The 17,268-nt window shown below is 68.0% G+C and carries 17 protein-coding genes; 4 read left to right on the plus strand and 13 right to left on the minus strand.

Going from position 1 to position 17,268, the window contains the following annotated elements; all coding sequences use genetic code 11:
- Positions 1-21: 21 nt before the first annotated feature.
- Positions 22-2,088, plus strand: coding sequence for a glycosyltransferase (locus BM353_RS13270; protein ID WP_143104163.1), 2,067 nt, complete (start codon positions 22-24; stop codon positions 2,086-2,088).
- 24 nt (positions 2,089-2,112) lie between these two features.
- Here BM353_RS13270 and BM353_RS13275 read toward each other — a convergent pair whose 3' ends face one another.
- The 5 genes from BM353_RS13275 to BM353_RS17175 all read right to left on the minus strand — a co-directional run bounded on the left by BM353_RS13275 (position 2,113) and on the right by BM353_RS17175 (position 5,559).
- Positions 2,113-2,829, minus strand: coding sequence for a methyltransferase domain-containing protein (locus tag BM353_RS13275; protein WP_092081686.1), 717 nt, complete (start codon positions 2,827-2,829; stop codon positions 2,113-2,115).
- A gap of 40 nt (positions 2,830-2,869) precedes the next feature.
- Positions 2,870-3,604: a sulfotransferase family protein gene (locus tag BM353_RS13280; RefSeq protein WP_092081688.1), complete on the minus strand. Its 735-nt coding sequence runs from the start codon at positions 3,602-3,604 to the stop codon at positions 2,870-2,872.
- A gap of 137 nt (positions 3,605-3,741) precedes the next feature.
- Positions 3,742-4,398: a sulfotransferase family 2 domain-containing protein gene (locus BM353_RS13285; RefSeq protein ID WP_177220554.1), complete on the minus strand. Its 657-nt coding sequence runs from the start codon at positions 4,396-4,398 to the stop codon at positions 3,742-3,744.
- A gap of 93 nt (positions 4,399-4,491) precedes the next feature.
- Positions 4,492-5,328 carry a glycosyltransferase family A protein gene (locus tag BM353_RS13290; RefSeq protein WP_143104164.1) on the minus strand — a complete coding sequence of 279 codons (837 nt, stop codon included), beginning with the start codon at positions 5,326-5,328 and terminating at the stop codon, positions 4,492-4,494.
- Positions 5,329-5,433: 105 nt separating this feature from the next.
- Positions 5,434-5,559 (minus strand): hypothetical protein, encoded by a 126-nt coding sequence (locus BM353_RS17175; protein WP_281248125.1) that lies wholly within the window; start codon positions 5,557-5,559, stop codon positions 5,434-5,436.
- Here BM353_RS17175 and BM353_RS13295 point away from each other — a divergent pair.
- Both BM353_RS13295 and kdsA read left to right on the plus strand, forming a co-directional pair.
- Positions 5,558-6,355 carry a 3-deoxy-manno-octulosonate cytidylyltransferase gene (locus BM353_RS13295; RefSeq protein WP_092081694.1) on the plus strand — a complete coding sequence of 266 codons (798 nt, stop codon included), beginning with the start codon at positions 5,558-5,560 and terminating at the stop codon, positions 6,353-6,355. The genes BM353_RS17175 and BM353_RS13295 overlap by 2 nt on opposite strands.
- Before the next feature lie 20 nt (positions 6,356-6,375).
- A complete protein-coding gene (kdsA, locus tag BM353_RS13300; RefSeq protein ID WP_092081696.1) occupies positions 6,376-7,215 on the plus strand; it encodes a 3-deoxy-8-phosphooctulonate synthase in 840 nt (279 codons plus the stop codon).
- A 10-nt stretch (positions 7,216-7,225) separates the two neighbouring features.
- Here kdsA and BM353_RS13305 read toward each other — a convergent pair whose 3' ends face one another.
- The 6 genes from BM353_RS13305 to BM353_RS13330 form a co-directional block, all read right to left on the minus strand.
- Positions 7,226-8,986 carry a DUF4403 family protein gene (locus BM353_RS13305; RefSeq protein WP_092081698.1) on the minus strand — a complete coding sequence of 587 codons (1,761 nt, stop codon included), beginning with the start codon at positions 8,984-8,986 and terminating at the stop codon, positions 7,226-7,228.
- A complete protein-coding gene (locus BM353_RS13310; RefSeq protein ID WP_092081700.1) occupies positions 8,983-10,323 on the minus strand; it encodes a hypothetical protein in 1,341 nt (446 codons plus the stop codon). The genes BM353_RS13305 and BM353_RS13310 overlap by 4 nt, the downstream gene beginning before the upstream one ends.
- On the minus strand, positions 10,320-11,111 hold the full coding sequence (locus BM353_RS13315; protein WP_092081701.1) for a hypothetical protein: 792 nt from the start codon (positions 11,109-11,111) through the stop codon (positions 10,320-10,322). The genes BM353_RS13310 and BM353_RS13315 overlap by 4 nt, the downstream gene beginning before the upstream one ends.
- A gap of 10 nt (positions 11,112-11,121) precedes the next feature.
- Positions 11,122-12,084, minus strand: a complete 963-nt coding sequence (locus BM353_RS13320; protein WP_092081703.1) for a hypothetical protein — start codon at positions 12,082-12,084, stop codon at positions 11,122-11,124.
- Positions 12,085-12,201: 117 nt separating this feature from the next.
- A complete protein-coding gene (locus BM353_RS13325; protein WP_143104165.1) occupies positions 12,202-12,915 on the minus strand; it encodes a hypothetical protein in 714 nt (237 codons plus the stop codon).
- Between the two features lie 150 nt (positions 12,916-13,065).
- Complete coding sequence (locus tag BM353_RS13330; RefSeq protein WP_218155485.1) at positions 13,066-14,988, minus strand: sensor histidine kinase; 1,923 nt, start codon at positions 14,986-14,988, stop codon at positions 13,066-13,068.
- Between the two features lie 109 nt (positions 14,989-15,097).
- Here BM353_RS13330 and BM353_RS16675 point away from each other — a divergent pair, with 109 nt between their 5' ends.
- Entirely contained in the window at positions 15,098-15,697 is a 600-nt protein-coding gene (locus BM353_RS16675; RefSeq protein WP_177220556.1) for a response regulator, read from the plus strand.
- Here BM353_RS16675 and scpB read toward each other — a convergent pair.
- Together scpB and BM353_RS13345 are read right to left on the minus strand one after the other, a co-directional pair.
- Positions 15,694-16,311 (minus strand): SMC-Scp complex subunit ScpB, encoded by a 618-nt coding sequence (gene scpB, locus BM353_RS13340; protein ID WP_092081709.1) that lies wholly within the window; start codon positions 16,309-16,311, stop codon positions 15,694-15,696. The two genes, BM353_RS16675 and scpB, sit on opposite strands and share 4 nt — an antisense overlap.
- A 3-nt stretch (positions 16,312-16,314) precedes the next feature.
- Complete coding sequence (locus BM353_RS13345) at positions 16,315-17,211, minus strand: DUF1403 family protein (RefSeq protein WP_092081711.1); 897 nt, start codon at positions 17,209-17,211, stop codon at positions 16,315-16,317.
- Between the last annotated feature and the right edge of the window lie 57 nt (positions 17,212-17,268).

The raw sequence follows: 17,268 nt of genomic DNA on the forward strand, positions 1-17,268 counted from the left end.
CCTTACGAAAAGACCAAGACCATGCCATTGCGTCCCCCCAAACATTTCGCCCGTAACCTTTTTCTCCGCTACTTTGGGGACGCCGCGATCAACTCTCTGCGCGAGGAGCTCAAGGTACAGCGCCAGAAGGCCGAGCTCGCGCGCGAGCAGCGCGAAGCGGCGCGGGAGCAGCGCGACACCGCCCGCAAGCAGCGCGAGGACGCCCGCCGCCAGCGCAAGGAAGCCCAGATCCAGGCGCGCGAGGCGCTCAAACGGGTCGACGGCAGCACGACCCCGCGGCATGTGAACTATCTCAAGAGCCTGAGCGCGACCCTCAAGGAGCTCGACACCGTCCGCGCCGAGGGCACCCCCCTGAGCGAAGCGCGGCTGGCGGTGCGGGAAGTCGCCCAGGGGATCTATCCCCCGATGTTCTCGCAGGTGTTTCCCAAACGGCACTGCCCGCCCGCGAGCGTCGCGTTCGCCACGGTCGCCAACAACCGCTTCCTGCCCGGGCTGCAGGTCCTTCTGGCGTCGCTGCTGGACGTCTACCCGGAACTGAACTCCGACGTGATTGTCTTCCATGACGGCACGATCACCGAATTTTCACAGCGGCGCCTGCAGGCGATGTATCCCAAGATCCGCTTCACCGTGCCGGACATGTCGTGGTTCTCCACGATGGAGCTCGATTCGAGCAACCGCAAACGCATCGGCATCCTTGGCTACATGAGCGTCATGTCACTCACGCTGGAAGGTTACGAGCGGGTCATCGCCATCGACAGCGATACCGCGATCATCGACGACATCAGCATGCTCTGGACCGGGCGCGACATCCCGCTGGGATCGGACGAAGGCCCGCTGCCGGTCGAACCCGATCGGATCTATGCCTGTCAGGATTACGGCGCGCGGCGCTGGTCGGCGGTCTCGCAGGTCACCGGCCACCCGGTGATCAACTCGGGCATCATCTCGGTGCCCGCGCGCTACATGACCCCCGAGCATCAGGACGCGCTCAAGGATCTGGTGAAGCGCAACAACGAGCCGGTCTGCCCCCTGCTCGACCGCTTTGCCGATCAAAAGGCGTGGAACCGGTTCATCTGCGAGCGTGACCGCGACATCCTGCCGATCAATTTCAACTGCAACATCAAGTATCTCGATGGATTGCGCGGGGGCAGCACTGCCTTCGTCCGAATGGTGCATTTCGCCGGCTACAAGCCGTGGTTCGACGCGCTCTACACCGAGGCCGACCTGATCCCTGAGGAGTCGGGCCACGCGGTGCGCCCGACCGTCTGGCGCAACCTGTGCCACGACGTGCTCGGCCGCCTGCGCCAGCGGCAGTATCACCAGACGCTCGCGGCCGCGCCGGCCTATTTCACGCCCAAATCCCCCGGGCGCCAGATCGACGGAGAGCCTGCGTGTTTCTTCATCGGCAACGGCCCCTCGCTCAACCAGACCGACCTCGGCCTGCTCGCCGGGTTCGAGACCTTCGCGTTCAACTGGTTCATCCATCACGAGATGTTCGACGAGCTCAAACCCGATCACCTGGTTCTGGGATCGCACATGCTCTTCGGCGGCTGGCAAACCCAGGATCCGAAATTGCCGGAGTCCTATCTCGGGGTGCTGCGCTCCAAGGCCCACAAACCCGTGCTCTGGACCAGCTTCTACTTCCGCGAATACTTCGAAATGCACGGCATCGATCAGGAATTCGACATCCGCTACGTGTTGTTCGAAAAGCCCCAGAAGGATTTCATCGACGTCACCGGCGCGACCAACATGGACACCGACGGCTTCACCCATGATGGCCGGACCGGTGTGCTGAGCGTCGCAACGCCGATCGCCCTCAAGATGGGCTACCGGCGCATTGGCCTTGTCGGCTGCGACAGCAACTACAACCAGACCGCCGAGCGCGAGAGCAACTATTTCTACGACAAGTCGCTCCATGCCTCGCTGGAGACAACACAGAAAAGCCTGACCGCCACATGGACGGAGCACGGCCCCGGGTTCTTTGCCTATCTGCGGGTCGAACAGGAGCTCCAGCGCCTCGGCGGCGGGTTCCTCGATTGCACCATCGACGGCGCGCTGCCGCTCCCGAAAGGCAAACTCGAAGACCTTTAGGGACCGGCGCGCGCCGCGCGCGGACTAGCCTGCGATGAGCGCGAAGGTGGCGTAATGCGACTTCGGCGCGATTTCGGTGAGGTACTGCGGCGTGAAGCCGGCGTCTTCACACAGCGACCAGAATTCATCGAGCTGGTAGGAGGTCGCCTTGATGAAACGGTCCTTGTACTGCTCGACCGACACATTGGCGCGGAAGTCGGAGTCACCGTTGTCATAGCGGATCTGGATCAGCCCGAGCGCACCGTCCTTGCACACCGCCCGCATCGCCTTGAGCACCTCATAGCCATAGCCCTTTGTCGGGAAATGCTGGAACACCGCAGTGCTGAGGATGATGTCCACAGGCTCGATCTGACCGACGATCTCCGAGGGCTCCCCGGTGAGCAGGACCGGGCGGAACAGGTCCGGCTTGCCCGCTTCGGTCAGAACGCGCGTGGCCTCGCCAAGGTTCTTTTCCGCGATGTCGACACCGTAATAGGCCTCGGCAACCTCCTTGAACGCAAACGCGTTGGCGCCGCCGCCTTGCCCCCATTCGAGCATGACCGGGCGCTGATCCGACAGGGGCCCGCGTTGCTTGGCAAACCGGCGCAGCGCGCCGAGCCGTTTGACGCTGCGATTGCCGATGCTCAGCCATTTCTTGTCATCCGCGTATTTCCCGACACCGCGCCAGTGCGACAATTCCTGCCGGCGGGTCTCGTCATCCATCTCGTTCCAGACGTCTGTGATGATCTGATTGATACTCATGAAAAAGGTCCTTCTTTCGACGTCTGGGAAGGGCGCGGCATCAGGTGTGCCACGCCGGAATGCGGCGGCCGAGCCGGGCTTCGATCGCCGCGACCGTAGGCGCCAGAAGCGGCTTGAGGCGCGCGCGCTCGGCGTCCGTTACCTCATAGGTGTTCATGACCTCTTCGACGCCCTTGTTGCGATGCGGCATCTTCTTGCGCGTCAGGTGGTCGTCATAGCCGAGGAACTGTTCCAGCCGGTGGATCTCGCCGTCCGGGTCTTCCAGCATCTCCTCGAAAATGGAGATGTGCATCTGCTCGGGCGGAAACACGGCATCGTAAAACGCCAGGTGCTTTTCATATTGCGAGCGGAAGAGATAGGCCATCGTATGGTTCTTGGCCTCAAGCTCCTCTGCGCGGTCGAGCGCTGCGGTCATCGAGAGGGCATCGGGCTTGCGCTTCTTGGCGTGGAAGAAATTCGAGACCGCCCGCTCCACCGGATCGCGCAGGCTCCAGACGATGCGCGCATCGGGGTTGTAGGCGTGAATGCGCTCGGCGGCGGTGGCCACGAGGCTGTAGGATGGGCTCTTTTCGCCGCGCAGACGGTAGTCGCCGTCCATGTCGAAGTTCTCGAAATAGGCGTCGAACCCTTCGGCGAAATTGCCGTCATGGTCGAAAAAGTGCAGCTCGCTCTTGGCCATGTCGATATCCGAACGCCGACCAAGCGCCGCGCGCAGGCTCGTTGTCCCTGATTTCATCGCCCCGACGATGAAGAAGTCGATCTGGCTGGTGCCCATTCCAGGTCTCCGGCGTAAGGTATCGCCCGGTTTGTTACGTCAATTCCCTGCCAATGCAAGCGCTCAAGCCGGTTTGGGCGCAGAGCGTCCGCAGCAGGGACCGGGGCGCCACCGCGCCCGCGGAGGCCAGACCGGTATCACGACCGGGGATAGAACCGCGCGTAATCCTCGGCATAGCGTTCGCGGATCACCTTATGGGTCGCGGCGCTCATCACATCGGCGGGCTTGAGCCCGACCTCCAGGCGCATGTTCTTTGACGGCAGGGCGCCGATATCGGCCCCGAACCGCATCCGCGATTCATAACGCACATGCGCCCAATCGCGCTGCGTCGTCTCCACCTTGCCGACAAAATCGGGCACCACGATCCCGTCGTGAACGAGGACCGACACCTGCGAACGGACGTGAAGGTCGCAATCGGCGTCTTCATGCGCCGCGACGCATTCGGCGAAGGCATGAAAGTCCATGCCCCGCTCGACACCCATCGCCACGAAAGCGCGCGAGAGCGACCCGCCGTTTTCCACCAGCTTGTTGTTCCAGCACGAATAAAGCCGCATCGCCGGATGGCGCACAAAGGAAAATGCCCAGATCCGCGGCCGCTCGGGCAGGGCCTGGAATTCTGCCAGCGTCATGCTGCGCACGAGGGACGGATCCTGTTCCGCCCAGAACCTGTCCTTGTTGGGGACGATCCCTTCGGGCATGGGCAGGTTGTAGCTTGCCGCCAGCCGCGTGCGGATCGATGAATTCGCCGCCTTGGGGACGCGAAGATAGGCGAGCCCCTGTGCCGGGAGCAGCATCACATGACGATCGACCAAAGATGCGGCCGGGGCCGGCGCCTCGTTTTCAGAGCGCCCCAATAACCACTTCCACCGTTCCCCCATGCGGGCCCCCTAGTCTTCTTTGCGCAAGCCCGGCCTGCCCCCGAGGGCAAACCGGCCCATGTCCAGCAGGAGCGCGCCCACCCCCGGGCGCATCTGCCGGCGCATCCGCCATGCATAAAGCGGACGGATCAGAGGCGCCAGAGGGCCGAACACCCGGCGCAGGACAGCCTGACGCGCGCCCCAGAGCGCCGGGCTCGGCGCGCGGTGGCCCGTGCTCTCGCCGGGATGGCGGCCCGCGACCACCGGCAGAGAGCGCCCCCTCAGCCCGGCGGCCAGCGCATCGGCGATGAACACGTATTCCTCGCCCAGCGGATGGCGCGCACCGAGGCCGAACTCGGGATCGAAGCCGAGCCCCTGCCGCCGGACGGCCTCAAGCCGCAGCATCAGCTCCGGGGCGCAGACGCGCCCGGCGGTGCGCCGGCTCAGGGCGTGGGGCCGGCGGCGCGACGGGCGCGCGGCGGCCAGCCGGTCCTCGCGCCACCCGGCGACGAAATCGAGCTCGGGCGCCGCGCGCAACGCATCGGCGAGCGCGAGTAGCCCCGCCACATCCAGCACGATATCGGCATCGCTGAAGACGAGGAACGGCGTCTGCGCGCGCAGCATCGCGGCATTGCGGCTCCGCGAGAGCCCGAAACTGTCGAGCGCGACCACCTCAAGATCGGACCGGCCGGCCCCGAAGTTGTCCGCCCCAAAAGCCCCGCCCTGCACCAGCACGAGATAGCGCAGCCTCGGGTGCGGCAGCGGCAGGCGCAGTTGCCCCGCATCCGCGGCAAGGGTCGACACCGCGACCGTCAGATCCGGCCCGGCGGGATCCTTCGGCTCGGTGCGATATGTGGCGCTGTTCATGGCGCGATCATGGGCCGGGGTGCCGGGCAAGGTCAATCGACCGCCGCCCGCGCCACCGCCTTGACCTTGCGCCCCCGGCGGATTTGCACCATCACCACGACCAGATCACAGCAGCCGGGCAAGACCGACCCGGCGGAGGGCGGCCATGTTCGACACAACCTGCAACGCACCGCGCAAAGCCACACGACCCCCCTGTGCAAACTGCTGCGCCGCGCGCATGATCTGACCCATGCGCACCGTCATTCTCATCCCCGCCCGCTACGCCTCCAGCCGCTATCCCGGCAAGCCACTCGCGATGCTCAGACAGCCCGACGGGCGCGCGAAATCGCTCATCCGCATGAGCTGGGAGGCGGCCCGCGCGGTAAAGGGTATCGACGCGGTGTATGTCGCGACCGACGATACGCGCATCGCCGAGGCGACCGAGGCCTTCGGCGGCGAGGTCATCATGACCGATCCCGCGTGCGAGAACGGCACGGTGCGCTGCGCCGATGCGCTGGCCCGCCTGCCCGGCCCGGCTCCCGATCTTGTGGTGAATTTTCAGGGCGACGCCCCGCTCACCCCGCCGTGGTTCGTCGAGGAACTTGTGGCGGCAATGGCGGCAGAGCCCGGGCTTGCGATGGCGACGCCGATCCTGCGCTGCGACCGGACGGCCTATTCCGCCTTCATCGAGGATCGCCGCAACGGGCGCGTCGGCGGCACCACTGTCGTCGCCGATGCCGCGGGCCGCGCGCTCTATTTCTCCAAGGAAGTCATTCCCTTCATCGATCCGGGCAAGCTGCCCGACCCGGTCCCTGTGTTTCACCACGTCGGCGTCTATGCCTACCGGCCCGAGGCCCTGCGCGCCTATGTCGCCGCCGGGCCGTGCCAGCTCGAAGAGCTTGAAGGGCTCGAACAACTCCGCTTCCTGCACGCCGGCATCCCGGTCCGATGCGTCGAGGTCTCGGCCCGGGGCCGCGTCTTCTGGGAGCTCAACAACCCTCACGACGTGGGCCGGATCGAAGCCGCCCTGCGCGCGCAGCAGACCTGAGAGAGGCCCCGAGACAGCCCATGACCAAGACCGTCACCATCCGCGATATCGAGATCGGCGGCACCGCCCCGTTCAGCCTCATCACCGGCCCCTGCCAGCTTGAATCGCTCGACCACGCGCGGATGATGGCCGAGACCATCGCCGAGGCCTGCGCACCCACCGGCACGCGCTTCATCTTCAAGGCAAGCTACGACAAGGCCAACCGTTCCTCGATCACCACCGAGCGCGGGCTGGGGATGGACGAGGGGCTCACGATCCTGTCCAAGATCCGCGACGAGTTTGGCGTGCCGATCCTGACGGATGTGCATGACGCGGCGCAATGCGGCCCGGCGGGCGAGGTGGTCGACGTGATCCAGATCCCCGCCTTCCTCTGCCGCCAGACGGATCTGCTGCTCGCCGCCGGGCGGACCGGTTGCGCGATCAACATCAAGAAGGGCCAGTTCCTCGCGCCGTGGGATATGGAGAATGTCGCCGCCAAGGTGGCCTCGACCGGCAACGAGTCGATCCTGCTTTGTGATCGGGGGACGTCCTTTGGCTACAACACCTTGGTGAGCGACTTTCGCGGCCTGCCGATCATGGCGCGGACGGGCTACCCGGTGGTCTTCGACGCGACCCACTCTGTCCAGCAGCCCGGCGGTCAGGGGACGACCAGCGGCGGCCAGCGCGAGTTCGCGCCGGTGCTGGCGCGCGCGGCGGTGGCGGTCGGGGTTTCGGCGCTTTTCATCGAAACCCACCAGGACCCGGACAATGCCCCCTCCGACGGGCCGAACATGATCCCGGTCGAAAAGATGGGCACCCTCATCGGACAACTCCGCGCGCTCGACGATCTGACCAAATCGCAACCGCCGATCGGGCTCTGAACGCGCGCCGTCATTCGACCGCGAGCCGCGTTATCCCCGTGCTCAGCATCGCGTCCCCGCTGCTGCGCACCGCCAGTTTCAGGGTGTTGTCGTCGATCCAGAACGCCTCCGTGGCGAGCTCCGTGAGCGAAAGGCGCAGCGTGCCGAACTCGGTCTCAAACCTGTAGTCGCGGAAGCTGTCGAGGATCTGGCGGAACTGCGCGTCGGGCGCAACGCGCAGCCGGGTTTCCAAAAGGTGCTCCAGCGGCCCTTCAGTGAACCAGGCGGCGCGGTTGAGCAGCTCGGAGCTGCTGCCCGCATCGAACTTGATGTCGCGAAGCGCGATCTCGCCAGTCTGCGGATCAAGGCTCGGGCGCGCGGTGAGATAGGCGCGCGCCCGCAGGTTGAGCCAGCTCACGCCCGCGGCCTCCAGCCCGAGCACGATGCGGTCGTGGCTCTGGTAGGCGCGCAGGCCAAGCTCGCGGATGCGCAAGGACGGGGCCGCCTCGGCGAGATAGGCGCGGACGAGCCTTGTGCCCTCCCGCTCCAGCGCGTCCAGCGGCACGTGGGCCACCGGTGTGACCCGAAACCCGATTTTCGGCGCCGCGACCATGCGCACCGGGATCGGCGCCTGCGCCGCGCTGTCGGGCCCCGGCCCGCCGTAGTGCAACTCGGGCGCCGCCCGCAGCCCGCCAGAGACGCGCAGCATATGCGGCCCCGCCGCCCCCTGCCCGACCTCTGGCGAGGCCTGAAACGCGACCGGGCGCAGGCGCAGCCAGACCGGGTGGTCGGGGTGCAGCCGCTGCGGCGCACGCAGGAGGGTATCGGCCAGATCGAGCGCGGCGGTTACCTGCTCCGCGGCTATGGGCGCGGCGCTCTGCTCATCCAGCGCGCCCTGAAACGCGGCGCGCATCTTGTCGCGCAGCGCCGCGCCCACCGACGCATCGAGCAAATCCCCAAGCCCGCGCAAATCAACATGCTCAAGCATCGGGATGGCGCAGCCGCCCCGGTCGAGCGCAAGATCGAGCGCGCCCAGCTCTGGCAGGATCCGAAGCGCCCGCCCGGCCACGCTCAGCGCGACATCGGCCTCGGCCCGGACGGTCACCGGCAGGGTGCAACCATGACGATCCAGCGGCAGGGCCTTGCCCAAAAGATCGCCCTGAATCCCAAGCGCGAGATGGGCGTCGAGCCGCGCCGTCACCGCCACGCGCGGCCCGACCATACGCATCGAAAGCCCGCGCAGAAAGACACGGTAGCGCAGTTCGGGCACCGGCGTGACCGCCGCCGCCACATCGCCCAACGGCGTGCATTCCAGCGTCTCGTGAACCACCTGCCGCGAGACGGACACGACCTTGTTGAGCGTGCGCCAGGAGCACTGCCCGATGATCTCGAAAAACCGTTTCGGCTCCTTGAGGATGCTGCCGCAGTTCAGCTTTTCGGTGATCGTCTCGACCACGCGCACCGGGCGGCATTCCTCTTCGAGCGGCGCGCCGAGCCCGGGAAGCCTGAGCAGCCCCGCAACGCTCTTGCGGACGATCCCGGCCGAGCTGCCCTCGGCCACCGGGGCTGCGCCCACCGCGTCAAGCACCGTGTTTTCAATGAGCGCGAGCGGCAGGTCGAGCGGCACGAACACGCGCGATTCGGCGACCTCGACGGCGCGGGCCTCGGGCGCGGCCCCGGGCGGCGGATCAGGGTTGATCGAGAGCATCACCCCGGCGAGCCCGTAGGCCGCGCCGCCGAGGAGCGCCGCCCCGATCCCGAGCCGGACCGCGATCCGCCGCGCCGGGCTCATGCCGCGACCAGCGCGAGCGGAAGCCGGGTGGCGGCGGCGAGCGTGGCGGCATCGGAGAGGCCCTCCGCCCGGCTCTGATGCGCCTCCTCGCGCGCCAGCGGCAGCGCGCTGGCCCAGCCCACGACCACCTCGCGGGGCAGGCCAAGGGTCTCGCCGATCTCGCCCGTGCCGCTGCCGCGCGCGATCATGCTCTTGGCCGTCAGCTCGCGGCGCAGGTCCTCCAAGGCGGTGACGCGCAGGATGAGCATCTCGGCGATGGGCTCCAGCGGCCCCGCGCCCTCGATCTGCGCCCAAAGCGCGGGGAGCGCCTCGTCCAGCGCGTCATCGAGATCGTCGAGCGCGCCGGGGCCGAGGCCGGTCGCGCCGATGATATCCTCCTCCGAGCCTCCCCGGATCAACGCATCGCGCGCGTCCACTGTCCGGGCGATCATCTCGGCCTGTTCCGGCGCAAGCCCGAGCTTCGCCGCCACATCGCCCGTGCCCGCCCCCGCCGCCAGCCGCACCTCCGCCGCAAGACGCAGCCGGATCTGCTCCAGCGCTTCGGCCGTGAGTCCCTCGATCATGGTCAGGATCAGCTCGGGTGGCATGTCATGGCGCAGCATCCGCCGCGCGGTGTCGAACTGCGCTTTGCGCCGGCCGAGATCGGCGAGCCCCTGGTTGATCGCACCGACATAGGCCTCCGGCGTGGCGACGCCCGCTTCCGCCAGCATCGCATCGCGCTGCGCACCGGCCTCCTGTGTCGCGGCAACCAGCATGGCGTAGTCGCGCCTGGCCTTGGCCACGGTGTCGCGCAGCTTGTCGAGCTCGGGGCGGAGCTGATCGTTGATCTCCCTGGCCGAGGCGAGCTTGATGATGTAGCCGGTGAGCTCCACCGCCGCCGCGAGGTAGAGCGAGGCCTTGGCGACCTTCATCACCTTGAGATACTTGGTCGATTTCATCATCCGCGCGACCTTGCCGCCCTCCTTGGCGATATTGAGATAGCGCCCGCCGGCAAACGTCAGGTCGAGCACGAAGGGCATGCCCATCAGCCCCAGCAGCATGCCCATCTGATCGGCGGGCCCGAGTACGTAGCGGTTGATCGTCGCGAGCGCCTTTTCGCCATCGCCGGGCAGGGGCGGAGCAAAGACGCCGGTCGTCTTTTCCACCATCTCGGCAAAGAAGCGCGTCTTTTCCTCCATCAGTTTGAGATCGGCGATGATGGCCGAAAGCTCCCGGCCCCTGGCGTCGAACCTGTCGCGCAGCGTGAGCAACTCCTCGCGCTGCGCGTCGATGGCGGCGGTGAGCTCGCGGGTCTTGCCCGGCTCGAAAAAGATCGTCTCGGAAAAATCGAAGGTCATGCGGGTTCTCCCAGCTTGCCGGTCTTGTGCGGCGGGGCCTCCTGCGGCGCCGCGGCGCGGGCGATGAGGGCGGGGGTGAAGCCGGTGATCCGCGCGATTGCGGCGGCGTCATGGCCCTCGGTCAGAAGCCGCGCCACGATCCGCAGGCGCGCCGCGTCGGAGGCTTGGGCGACCCGCAGATCGGAGGCGCTGGCCTCGGCCCCGAGCGCCGCAAGCCGCTGGCGCGCGGCGGCGGTCTCGCGCTCCAGAGCCTGGCGGGCGCGGGATAGCGTTCCGCCCGCCGCCCGGAGCCGCCGCGTCGCATCCTGCGCGCACCGGGTCTCCCGCTCCAGATATTTCCGCTCGGCGGGGACGTCGCGCACGTTCCACGCCGCCTCCGTGAGGTTGAGCGTCAGGGTCTTCAGCACGAAGCGCGCCCCGTCCTCGGCCGCCTGCCCGACCTTGCCGATGCCGGTTTCGGGCGCGGCGTCCCAGTCCGGATCGGCGATGTCGAGCCGCCTCGGCGGGGCCGCACCGGGATGATCGCGGAAAATTTCGGTGATCCGCTCGTACTCGATTCGCGCGGTCTCATAGGCGACCTGCTCGGCCACCAGCGCGACGCGCGCGCCCTCGTAGCCGTCCGAGGCCTGCTGCAACGCGCGCCGGTCGTCCTTCAGCGCGACATCCTTGTCCGTCACCATCCGCAGCGGCTGCAGGACCGCCTTGTCGATGGGTTTGATCACGGCGCGATCGATGGGCCGGGCGATCTTCTCCCGGGCAAAGCGGCCGATGGATTTGAAAATGCCCATAGCCCCGCCCTCAGATGCTGCAGATCGACGGATCGGCGTCGATCAGAGCCTTGCGGCGCGAGACCACCGGCCCGGGCAGGCCCGTGTAGAGCGCGACGTCCGCGGCCGACAGCGGCGGGTTGGCGCAGAGCATCCGCGTCGCCGACTGGAGCGCGCCCTGAACCTCGCCCGCAGTCTGGACCGCACCGCCGAGATAGGCGGCAAGTTCATCGGGCGTGCCAAAGCCCAGCAGCTTCATCAGCTCGGTGATCTCGCCGGTCATCTGCCCGGTGCCCGCGACCATCGCGTCGTGGCTGTCGCAGGTCGAGGCGTACCAGCCCTGATAGCTCTCGATCGCGTCTTCCAGATAGGTCCGCCGTTTCCGCGCGTTTTCGATGGAGGCCCAGATCCCGACCCCGGCGGAAGCCACGGAGACAAGCGCCCCCGCCGCGCCGAGCATCTTGAAATTCCGCGCCGCCTTGATCGACTTGAGGTTCTTGGCCAGCGGCCCGCCGGGCGCAAATTGCGCCTTCTCCACCGCCAGCGCGCCCTTGGCCAGCGCGCTCGCCCCGCGCGCCGCACCGGCCGCCTTGCCGAAGCCGTAAAGCGCGGTCAGCCCGCCGGCATAGATCGAATATTTCGCCACATTGGCAACCACTTCCGCCGCGCCGCCCTGCAACTGAAAGAACGAGAACTCCTCCAGAAGCTCGAACCCCGGCGCGATCACCGCCGCCGACTGGGCGATCTCATTGAGGGTTTCGAGCTTGGTGAAGATCCGAATGTAGTCGGCGTAGACGTCGTCATAGGCCTCCTTCGCCGCGTCATGGGCTGCGGCAAGCGTCGGGGCGGCGGCGGCGTATTCGTCGAACTTGGCTTCGAGCGCGTCGTCTTCCGCCGCTTCGATCTCGTCGCGCGTGCCGATGGGATCGATCTGCGGGATCTCGCTTTCCGCGTCATCGGACGCAGATCTTCTGTCCATGGTCATCTCTGTCATGGGTCTCTCCTTGGTCAAGATGTGCAGGGTCTCGGGCCGTCCGGTCGGGGCGACCTTTCTATGGGGTCGTTCTTGAAGTGGTGGCTTGGAAAATTGAGAGGGCCGGGAAAAGCAGGGCTATCTTCGGAGCCGCGCGCGCAGCAGGCCGGTGAGCCCGAGCGCGCCCAGAAGCAGGGGTAAGCCGGCCGGCAGGGGCACGGTGGCCGGCTCGCCGGTCAGGGTGAAATTGTCGAAGCCGCCGCGCAACGAACGGCCGTCGTTTGCGGAAAAGGCGGCGATCCCGAGCGAGACCGCCTGGCCCATGAACCCGCCGAGGTCGACCTCCGCGTGCCAGTCGAAGAGAGGATCGGCGGGGGCGGCAAGCGAGGCGCCGGAGAGGGCGGGATTGGCGAAGGGATCCACCGTTGCCCCGCTGCTTTCAATGTCGAAAATCCACGTGTAATTCAGCGCGCTGTCGAAGAGAAAGACCGAGAGTGAATCCACGAAGGGGCTCGTCCCCGAGGAGCCCGGGTCAGTCAGATCGCTGATGAGCCGCGCATCGAAGCTCAAGGTCCGGGCCGTGGCGCTGATGGTGATCGGTGTCGTCACCCCGGCATAGGTCATGCCTTCCAGCGTGCTGCCGGTCGAGATCTCCAGGTAGGGGTTGCCGCCCGCATCTGCGATCGAGATCCAGTTGGCCGGGTCCAGCGTGCAGACGAAGGCGCAGGCCTCGGCGGTGAAGCCGGTGAGCCCGGCGCTGAAATCCCCGTTGACCACCGCGCCTCTGGCGGGCGCCGCGATGGCAAGGGTGGCGGCAAGGGTGGCGGGGAAAAACCCGGGCATAAAACGCATATCTATCCAATCCTGACGTCTGCGCCTGAATATGGCGCGGTCATGCGGCCCGGACCTCCTGCCCGACCGTTGACCCAAGGTTAACCGGGCGCGGCGCGACGTGGCAATCAGGTGATCACCCCATTTGCCATGCGCCCGCCGGCCGGGCCCTCAGAGCCAGAGTTGCAGGCATGTCCCGCCGCCCGGGCGCGGGGAATGGGTGAAGCGCAATCCGTGGCGCGCGGCGAGGTCGGCGACGATGGCGAGGCCGAGCCCCGTCCCCTCGCCGGGCGGCGCGGCGCTGGCGGCCGCGCCCGCCCGGGCCGCGGCGAACCGCACCGGATCAAGGCCCGGCCCGGTGTCATGCACCTCGATCCGCGCCCCGCCCGCGTGGCGCACCCCGATGAGCACGCCGCCCGCCTCGGTCGCGCGGATCGCATTGGCCACGAGGTTGCTCAGCATCCGCATCAACGCCAGTGGCGGGACGGGGGCCGCGAGCCCGCTCGGGACCATCGACAGCCGCAAGCCCTTCTCGGTCGCGTCGGACGCGAACATGTCCTGCACCGACACCAGCACATCGCCCACCGGGGTCAATTCCGCGGCGGGTGCCGCGCGGTCCGTCGGCGTCTCCGGCGCGCCCTCGTCCCCCGCCTCAAGCGCGCGGGTCAGCTCGGTCGCCACCAGCTCTTCGAGATAGGCCACGGTGCGTTCGGCCTCGGCGGCGACGGCGGGATCCTCGGTCCGTTCGGCGGCGTTGCGGATGTTGAGCCGAAGCGCGTTGAGCGGCTGGCGCAGGTCGTGGACCGTCTCGGTCATGCTCCGGCGCTGCGCCTGCGAGAGCCGCTCGGCGAGCGAGACCTGCCGTTCGAGATCCTCCATCCGCCGGCTCAGCTCGATTGACTTGCGCGCCTGCCGGAGCGAGCGTTCGAGCGCCTCCTGCCGGGTCTGCTTGAGCTGGTTGAACCGATCCACGATCGCCAGCCCCATCAGCGCCGCATCCACCACCAGCACGATGCGGATCGAGTCGAATTGCAGCTCCTCGGAAATCTCGATCCCGAACCAGTGGCGCATGGTCATGATCCCGCTCGACAGCACCGCGCCGGTCCAGGCGATGACGTAGAACCGCACCTCGCGAAACCGCGTCCGCGCCGCGACGAGCCCCGCGCCGGTGAACGCCAGCGTGGCCGCGAACGACAGGATCACCAGCAGTTTCTTGACCGGCTGCGCGTCGACCACCACCGTCGAGAGCACAAGCCCCAACGCCCCCGCGACAAGCCCCATGAGCACCACATCGACCCGCGGATGATAGCGCCGTGTCTGCAGGAAGATCCGCGCGAAATTCGCGCCCGAAATGATCATCCCGGCGCCGAGCAACACCGACGCGAACCCGTTGAACCGCGGCCCCTCGGGCCAGAGATAGCGGAACGTGTTGCCATCGGCGTGCATGATGAAGAGCAACCCGAAGAGCGCATAGAGGCTGTAGGCCCCGAACACCCGCTGGCCGGTAAAGACGAAGGCCACCAGCGCGCCGGTCATGAGCAACAAAAGCATGCCGTAGTAGATGAAGTTCTTCGCCGTCTTGCGCGCGGCCCAGTCGGCGAAGGCCGCCTCGGTCATCAGGCTCCAGGACAGCTCCGACGAGCCGCCCGACCAGTAGCGCACGAAGACCTCGCCGCCCGCGCCGGGGGCAAGCGAAAAGGCGGCGACAAGTTCAGGGTAGGCCACCGCGCGGGCGCGAAACGGCGCGCGGTCGTCCAGCGCCTCAAGCTGGGTGACAGCGCCGCCCTCCTGCACCAGCCAGACTTCGAAGAGCTGCAGGAAATTCTCGCGGAAGGCCAGCCGCCACTCTGTCGTTTCGCGCCCGTTCACCAGCCCGAGGCGCAGCCAGATCACATCGCGGGTATAGCCGAAATCGGCGCTCTCGCCCTCCAGCGGCGCGAATGCCGGTGCGGCACGGGCCCCCGCGAGATCGAGCCCCCGCCCCGGATCGCGCAGCGCGCGCACATGCGGGGCAATCTCGCGCCAGGAGAGCGTCTGCCCCGTCAGAACCAGCCGATTTTCCGCCGCACCCCGCGAATTTTCTTGCGCCGCCACGGGTTGGCCCAAAAGATGCGCCCAGAGAAGACCGCTCAGCAAGAGTAGACACAATCGGGCCATGCAAGGACCTTTGGGGGAAAATCCGCAGACTGCCGCGCGCGCGACGGTGTTAATCGCCGATGACCATGCCTTCACGCTCGAAGGCATGCAACAAAAGCTTGCGCGGGATGCCCGGTTCGAGGTGGTCGCGGTGGCCTCCGGCGGGGTCGATGCGATCCGTCTGGCGCGCAAGCATCGGCCCGATCTTGCGGTGCTCGACTACGTGATGCCGGACGCGACCGGGCTTGAGGTGCTGCTGGAGATCCGCCGCTGGTCGCCGCAGACCCGCGTGGTGATCCTCACTGGCCAGCTCGACGCCGCCATCGCCCCGCCGCTGATCGACGCCGGCGCCTCGGGCCTGCTGACCAAGGGGGCCGATCCGGCCCATGTCTGCGATGCGTTGGCGGTCGTGGCCCGGGGTGGAGCCGTCTTCGATCCGCCCTTCGATGCGCCGCCCGAGCCCGCCGCAATTCAGCTCACCCCGCGCGAGCGCGAAGTGCTGTTGCGGATCGCGCGCGGCATGTCCAACCCGCGCATCGCAGAGGACCTCGCGCTTTCGCCCAAGACGGTCGAGAGCCATCGCTCCAGCCTGATGCGCAAGCTCGATGTCAACAGCACCGCGACGCTCATGCTGCGCGCCGCCAAGGCCGGGCTGATCGAGATCTAGGCCCCGCCCTGCCCCATCATGCCGGGATCGGCAAACCCCGCATCGCGCAGGGCTTCGACGTCCGGCAGATCCTGCAACGAGACGAGGTCGAAGGCGAGCAGGAAGGCCTCCGTCGTCACATAGGTGTAGGGCGCGCCCCGCCGCGGCGCGCGCGGGCCCGTCCCGATGAAGCCCCGGTCGTGCAGCCGGCCGATGAGCTCGCGGCTGATGTCCCGGCCGAAAATCTCGCCCAGCTCATCGCGGGTGATCGGCTGATGATAGGCGATCGCGGCGAGGACGGCCGCATCGTCCATCCGCAATTCAGGCGGGGCATCCCGGCGCGCCTGAGCCGCCCGGATCGCCGAAGCGTAGGCCGTCCGCGTGCGCAACACCCACCCGGCCCCGACCCGCGCCAGCTCGAAGGCGCGGCCCTCCAGCTCGGCGGCAAGGTCCTCGATCAGAAGATCAACCGGCGCTTGCGGGCCGACCACGCGGGCCAGATCCTCGCGCCCTACCGGCGCGGCGCTCGCGAACAGGACCGCCTCGATCCGCCGCATCCACTCGCGCCAGCGCAGCTCGGGGGGCAGCTCCGCCAGCTCCCGGTCCAGCGGCTCGTCGTCGCGATCCCGCGCCATGGCTCAGAGCCCATAGAGGCGGAACGTGTCCCGCCCGGTGAGTTCGCGGAGCGCGTCGAGGCTGACGAGCCGGTCGCAAAACCGCCGCGCGGCCCGGTCGGAGCGCAGCATGGTCAGCGCGGCCGGGCTGATCGCCTCCTCCCGCAGGATGAGCGCGACGGCCTCGCCCGCCCCCTTCGCCCGGAGCTTGGGCGCCACGGTTTCAAGCCGCGCCGCGCGGCGCAAGAGCGTTCCCGCCTCGCCGAGCACGCCGGGGACCTGCCGAATGATCGCGCGGTGGCAGGCCAGGGTTTGCGCCGCCTCGTCCAGCCTCAGATCCGCTCGCCGCAGCCCGAGCGACAGCAGCGGCAGGAGCTGCGGCCAGCCCAACCCGCGCGCGAGCGCCGCGTCGGCCAGAAGCAGCGCCGCCCACTCCTGCCGCGGGTGCGCCGCCAGAACCGCCCGCAAAACCGCGGCCGCGTGGCGGATCGGAGAACCCTCCCCCGGGTCACACAACGCCGAAAGTTCAGGCACATCGAACCCCGGCAAGGCCCGCTGAAGCGCCACCGCTCCGGGCCCCCGAGCCACCGCCTTGCGCCAGGCCAGGTAGATCTCCCCCGCCGGGCCGGGGCTGTCTCCGGCATGAAGAAACGCCACCGTATCGCGCAGCTCCGCCGCGCGCACCGGCCGCCCGCCGAGCCCCACGCCCGCCTCCGCTGCCCGCAGCGCGAAACGCGCCCGGAGCAGCTCCGCCGGAACCCCGGGATGCGCCAGCGCGGGACCGAGATGCGCAAGCGCCGCACCGCTTGAAAACGCCGCATCTTCAACGGTTTCGGCCCGATCCAGCCGCGCCCATCGGGGCACGGGCGGGAACGGGTCTGTCAGCGGGGTCTGCCCCTGCGGGGCGGTGTCGATATTCATAAACTGAGCTTACTTTCGCTCGGCGCTTTTGGCCAGAAGGTTGCGGGAAAACCGCCG

It is taken from the genome of Poseidonocella sedimentorum, assembly GCF_900116005.1.
Lineage (GTDB): Bacteria > Pseudomonadota > Alphaproteobacteria > Rhodobacterales > Rhodobacteraceae > Poseidonocella > Poseidonocella sedimentorum.

What these genes read in the sequence shown, in the direction of transcription:
- scpB (WP_092081709.1), bottom strand. Translation starts at nt 16,311, where the DNA reads ATGGCGCGGGATCGCGACGACGAGCCGCTGGACCGGGAGCTGGCGGAG.
- BM353_RS13270 (WP_143104163.1), top strand. Translation starts at nt 22, where the DNA reads ATGCCATTGCGTCCCCCCAAACATTTCGCCCGTAACCTTTTTCTCCGC.
- BM353_RS13285 (WP_177220554.1), bottom strand. Translation starts at nt 4,398, where the DNA reads ATGCTGCTCCCGGCACAGGGGCTCGCCTATCTTCGCGTCCCCAAGGCG.
- BM353_RS13310 (WP_092081700.1), bottom strand. Translation starts at nt 10,323, where the DNA reads ATGACCTTCGATTTTTCCGAGACGATCTTTTTCGAGCCGGGCAAGACC.
- kdsA (WP_092081696.1), top strand. Translation starts at nt 6,376, where the DNA reads ATGACCAAGACCGTCACCATCCGCGATATCGAGATCGGCGGCACCGCC.
- BM353_RS13315 (WP_092081701.1), bottom strand. Translation starts at nt 11,111, where the DNA reads ATGGGCATTTTCAAATCCATCGGCCGCTTTGCCCGGGAGAAGATCGCC.
- BM353_RS13275 (WP_092081686.1), bottom strand. Translation starts at nt 2,829, where the DNA reads ATGAGTATCAATCAGATCATCACAGACGTCTGGAACGAGATGGATGAC.
- BM353_RS13345 (WP_092081711.1), bottom strand. Translation starts at nt 17,211, where the DNA reads ATGAATATCGACACCGCCCCGCAGGGGCAGACCCCGCTGACAGACCCG.
- BM353_RS13325 (WP_143104165.1), bottom strand. Translation starts at nt 12,915, where the DNA reads ATGCGTTTTATGCCCGGGTTTTTCCCCGCCACCCTTGCCGCCACCCTT.
- BM353_RS13290 (WP_143104164.1), bottom strand. Translation starts at nt 5,328, where the DNA reads ATGAACAGCGCCACATATCGCACCGAGCCGAAGGATCCCGCCGGGCCG.
- BM353_RS13320 (WP_092081703.1), bottom strand. Translation starts at nt 12,084, where the DNA reads ATGACAGAGATGACCATGGACAGAAGATCTGCGTCCGATGACGCGGAA.
- BM353_RS13295 (WP_092081694.1), top strand. Translation starts at nt 5,558, where the DNA reads ATGCGCACCGTCATTCTCATCCCCGCCCGCTACGCCTCCAGCCGCTAT.
- BM353_RS13280 (WP_092081688.1), bottom strand. Translation starts at nt 3,604, where the DNA reads ATGGGCACCAGCCAGATCGACTTCTTCATCGTCGGGGCGATGAAATCA.
- BM353_RS13305 (WP_092081698.1), bottom strand. Translation starts at nt 8,986, where the DNA reads ATGAGCCCGGCGCGGCGGATCGCGGTCCGGCTCGGGATCGGGGCGGCG.
- BM353_RS17175 (WP_281248125.1), bottom strand. Translation starts at nt 5,559, where the DNA reads ATGGGTCAGATCATGCGCGCGGCGCAGCAGTTTGCACAGGGGGGTCGT.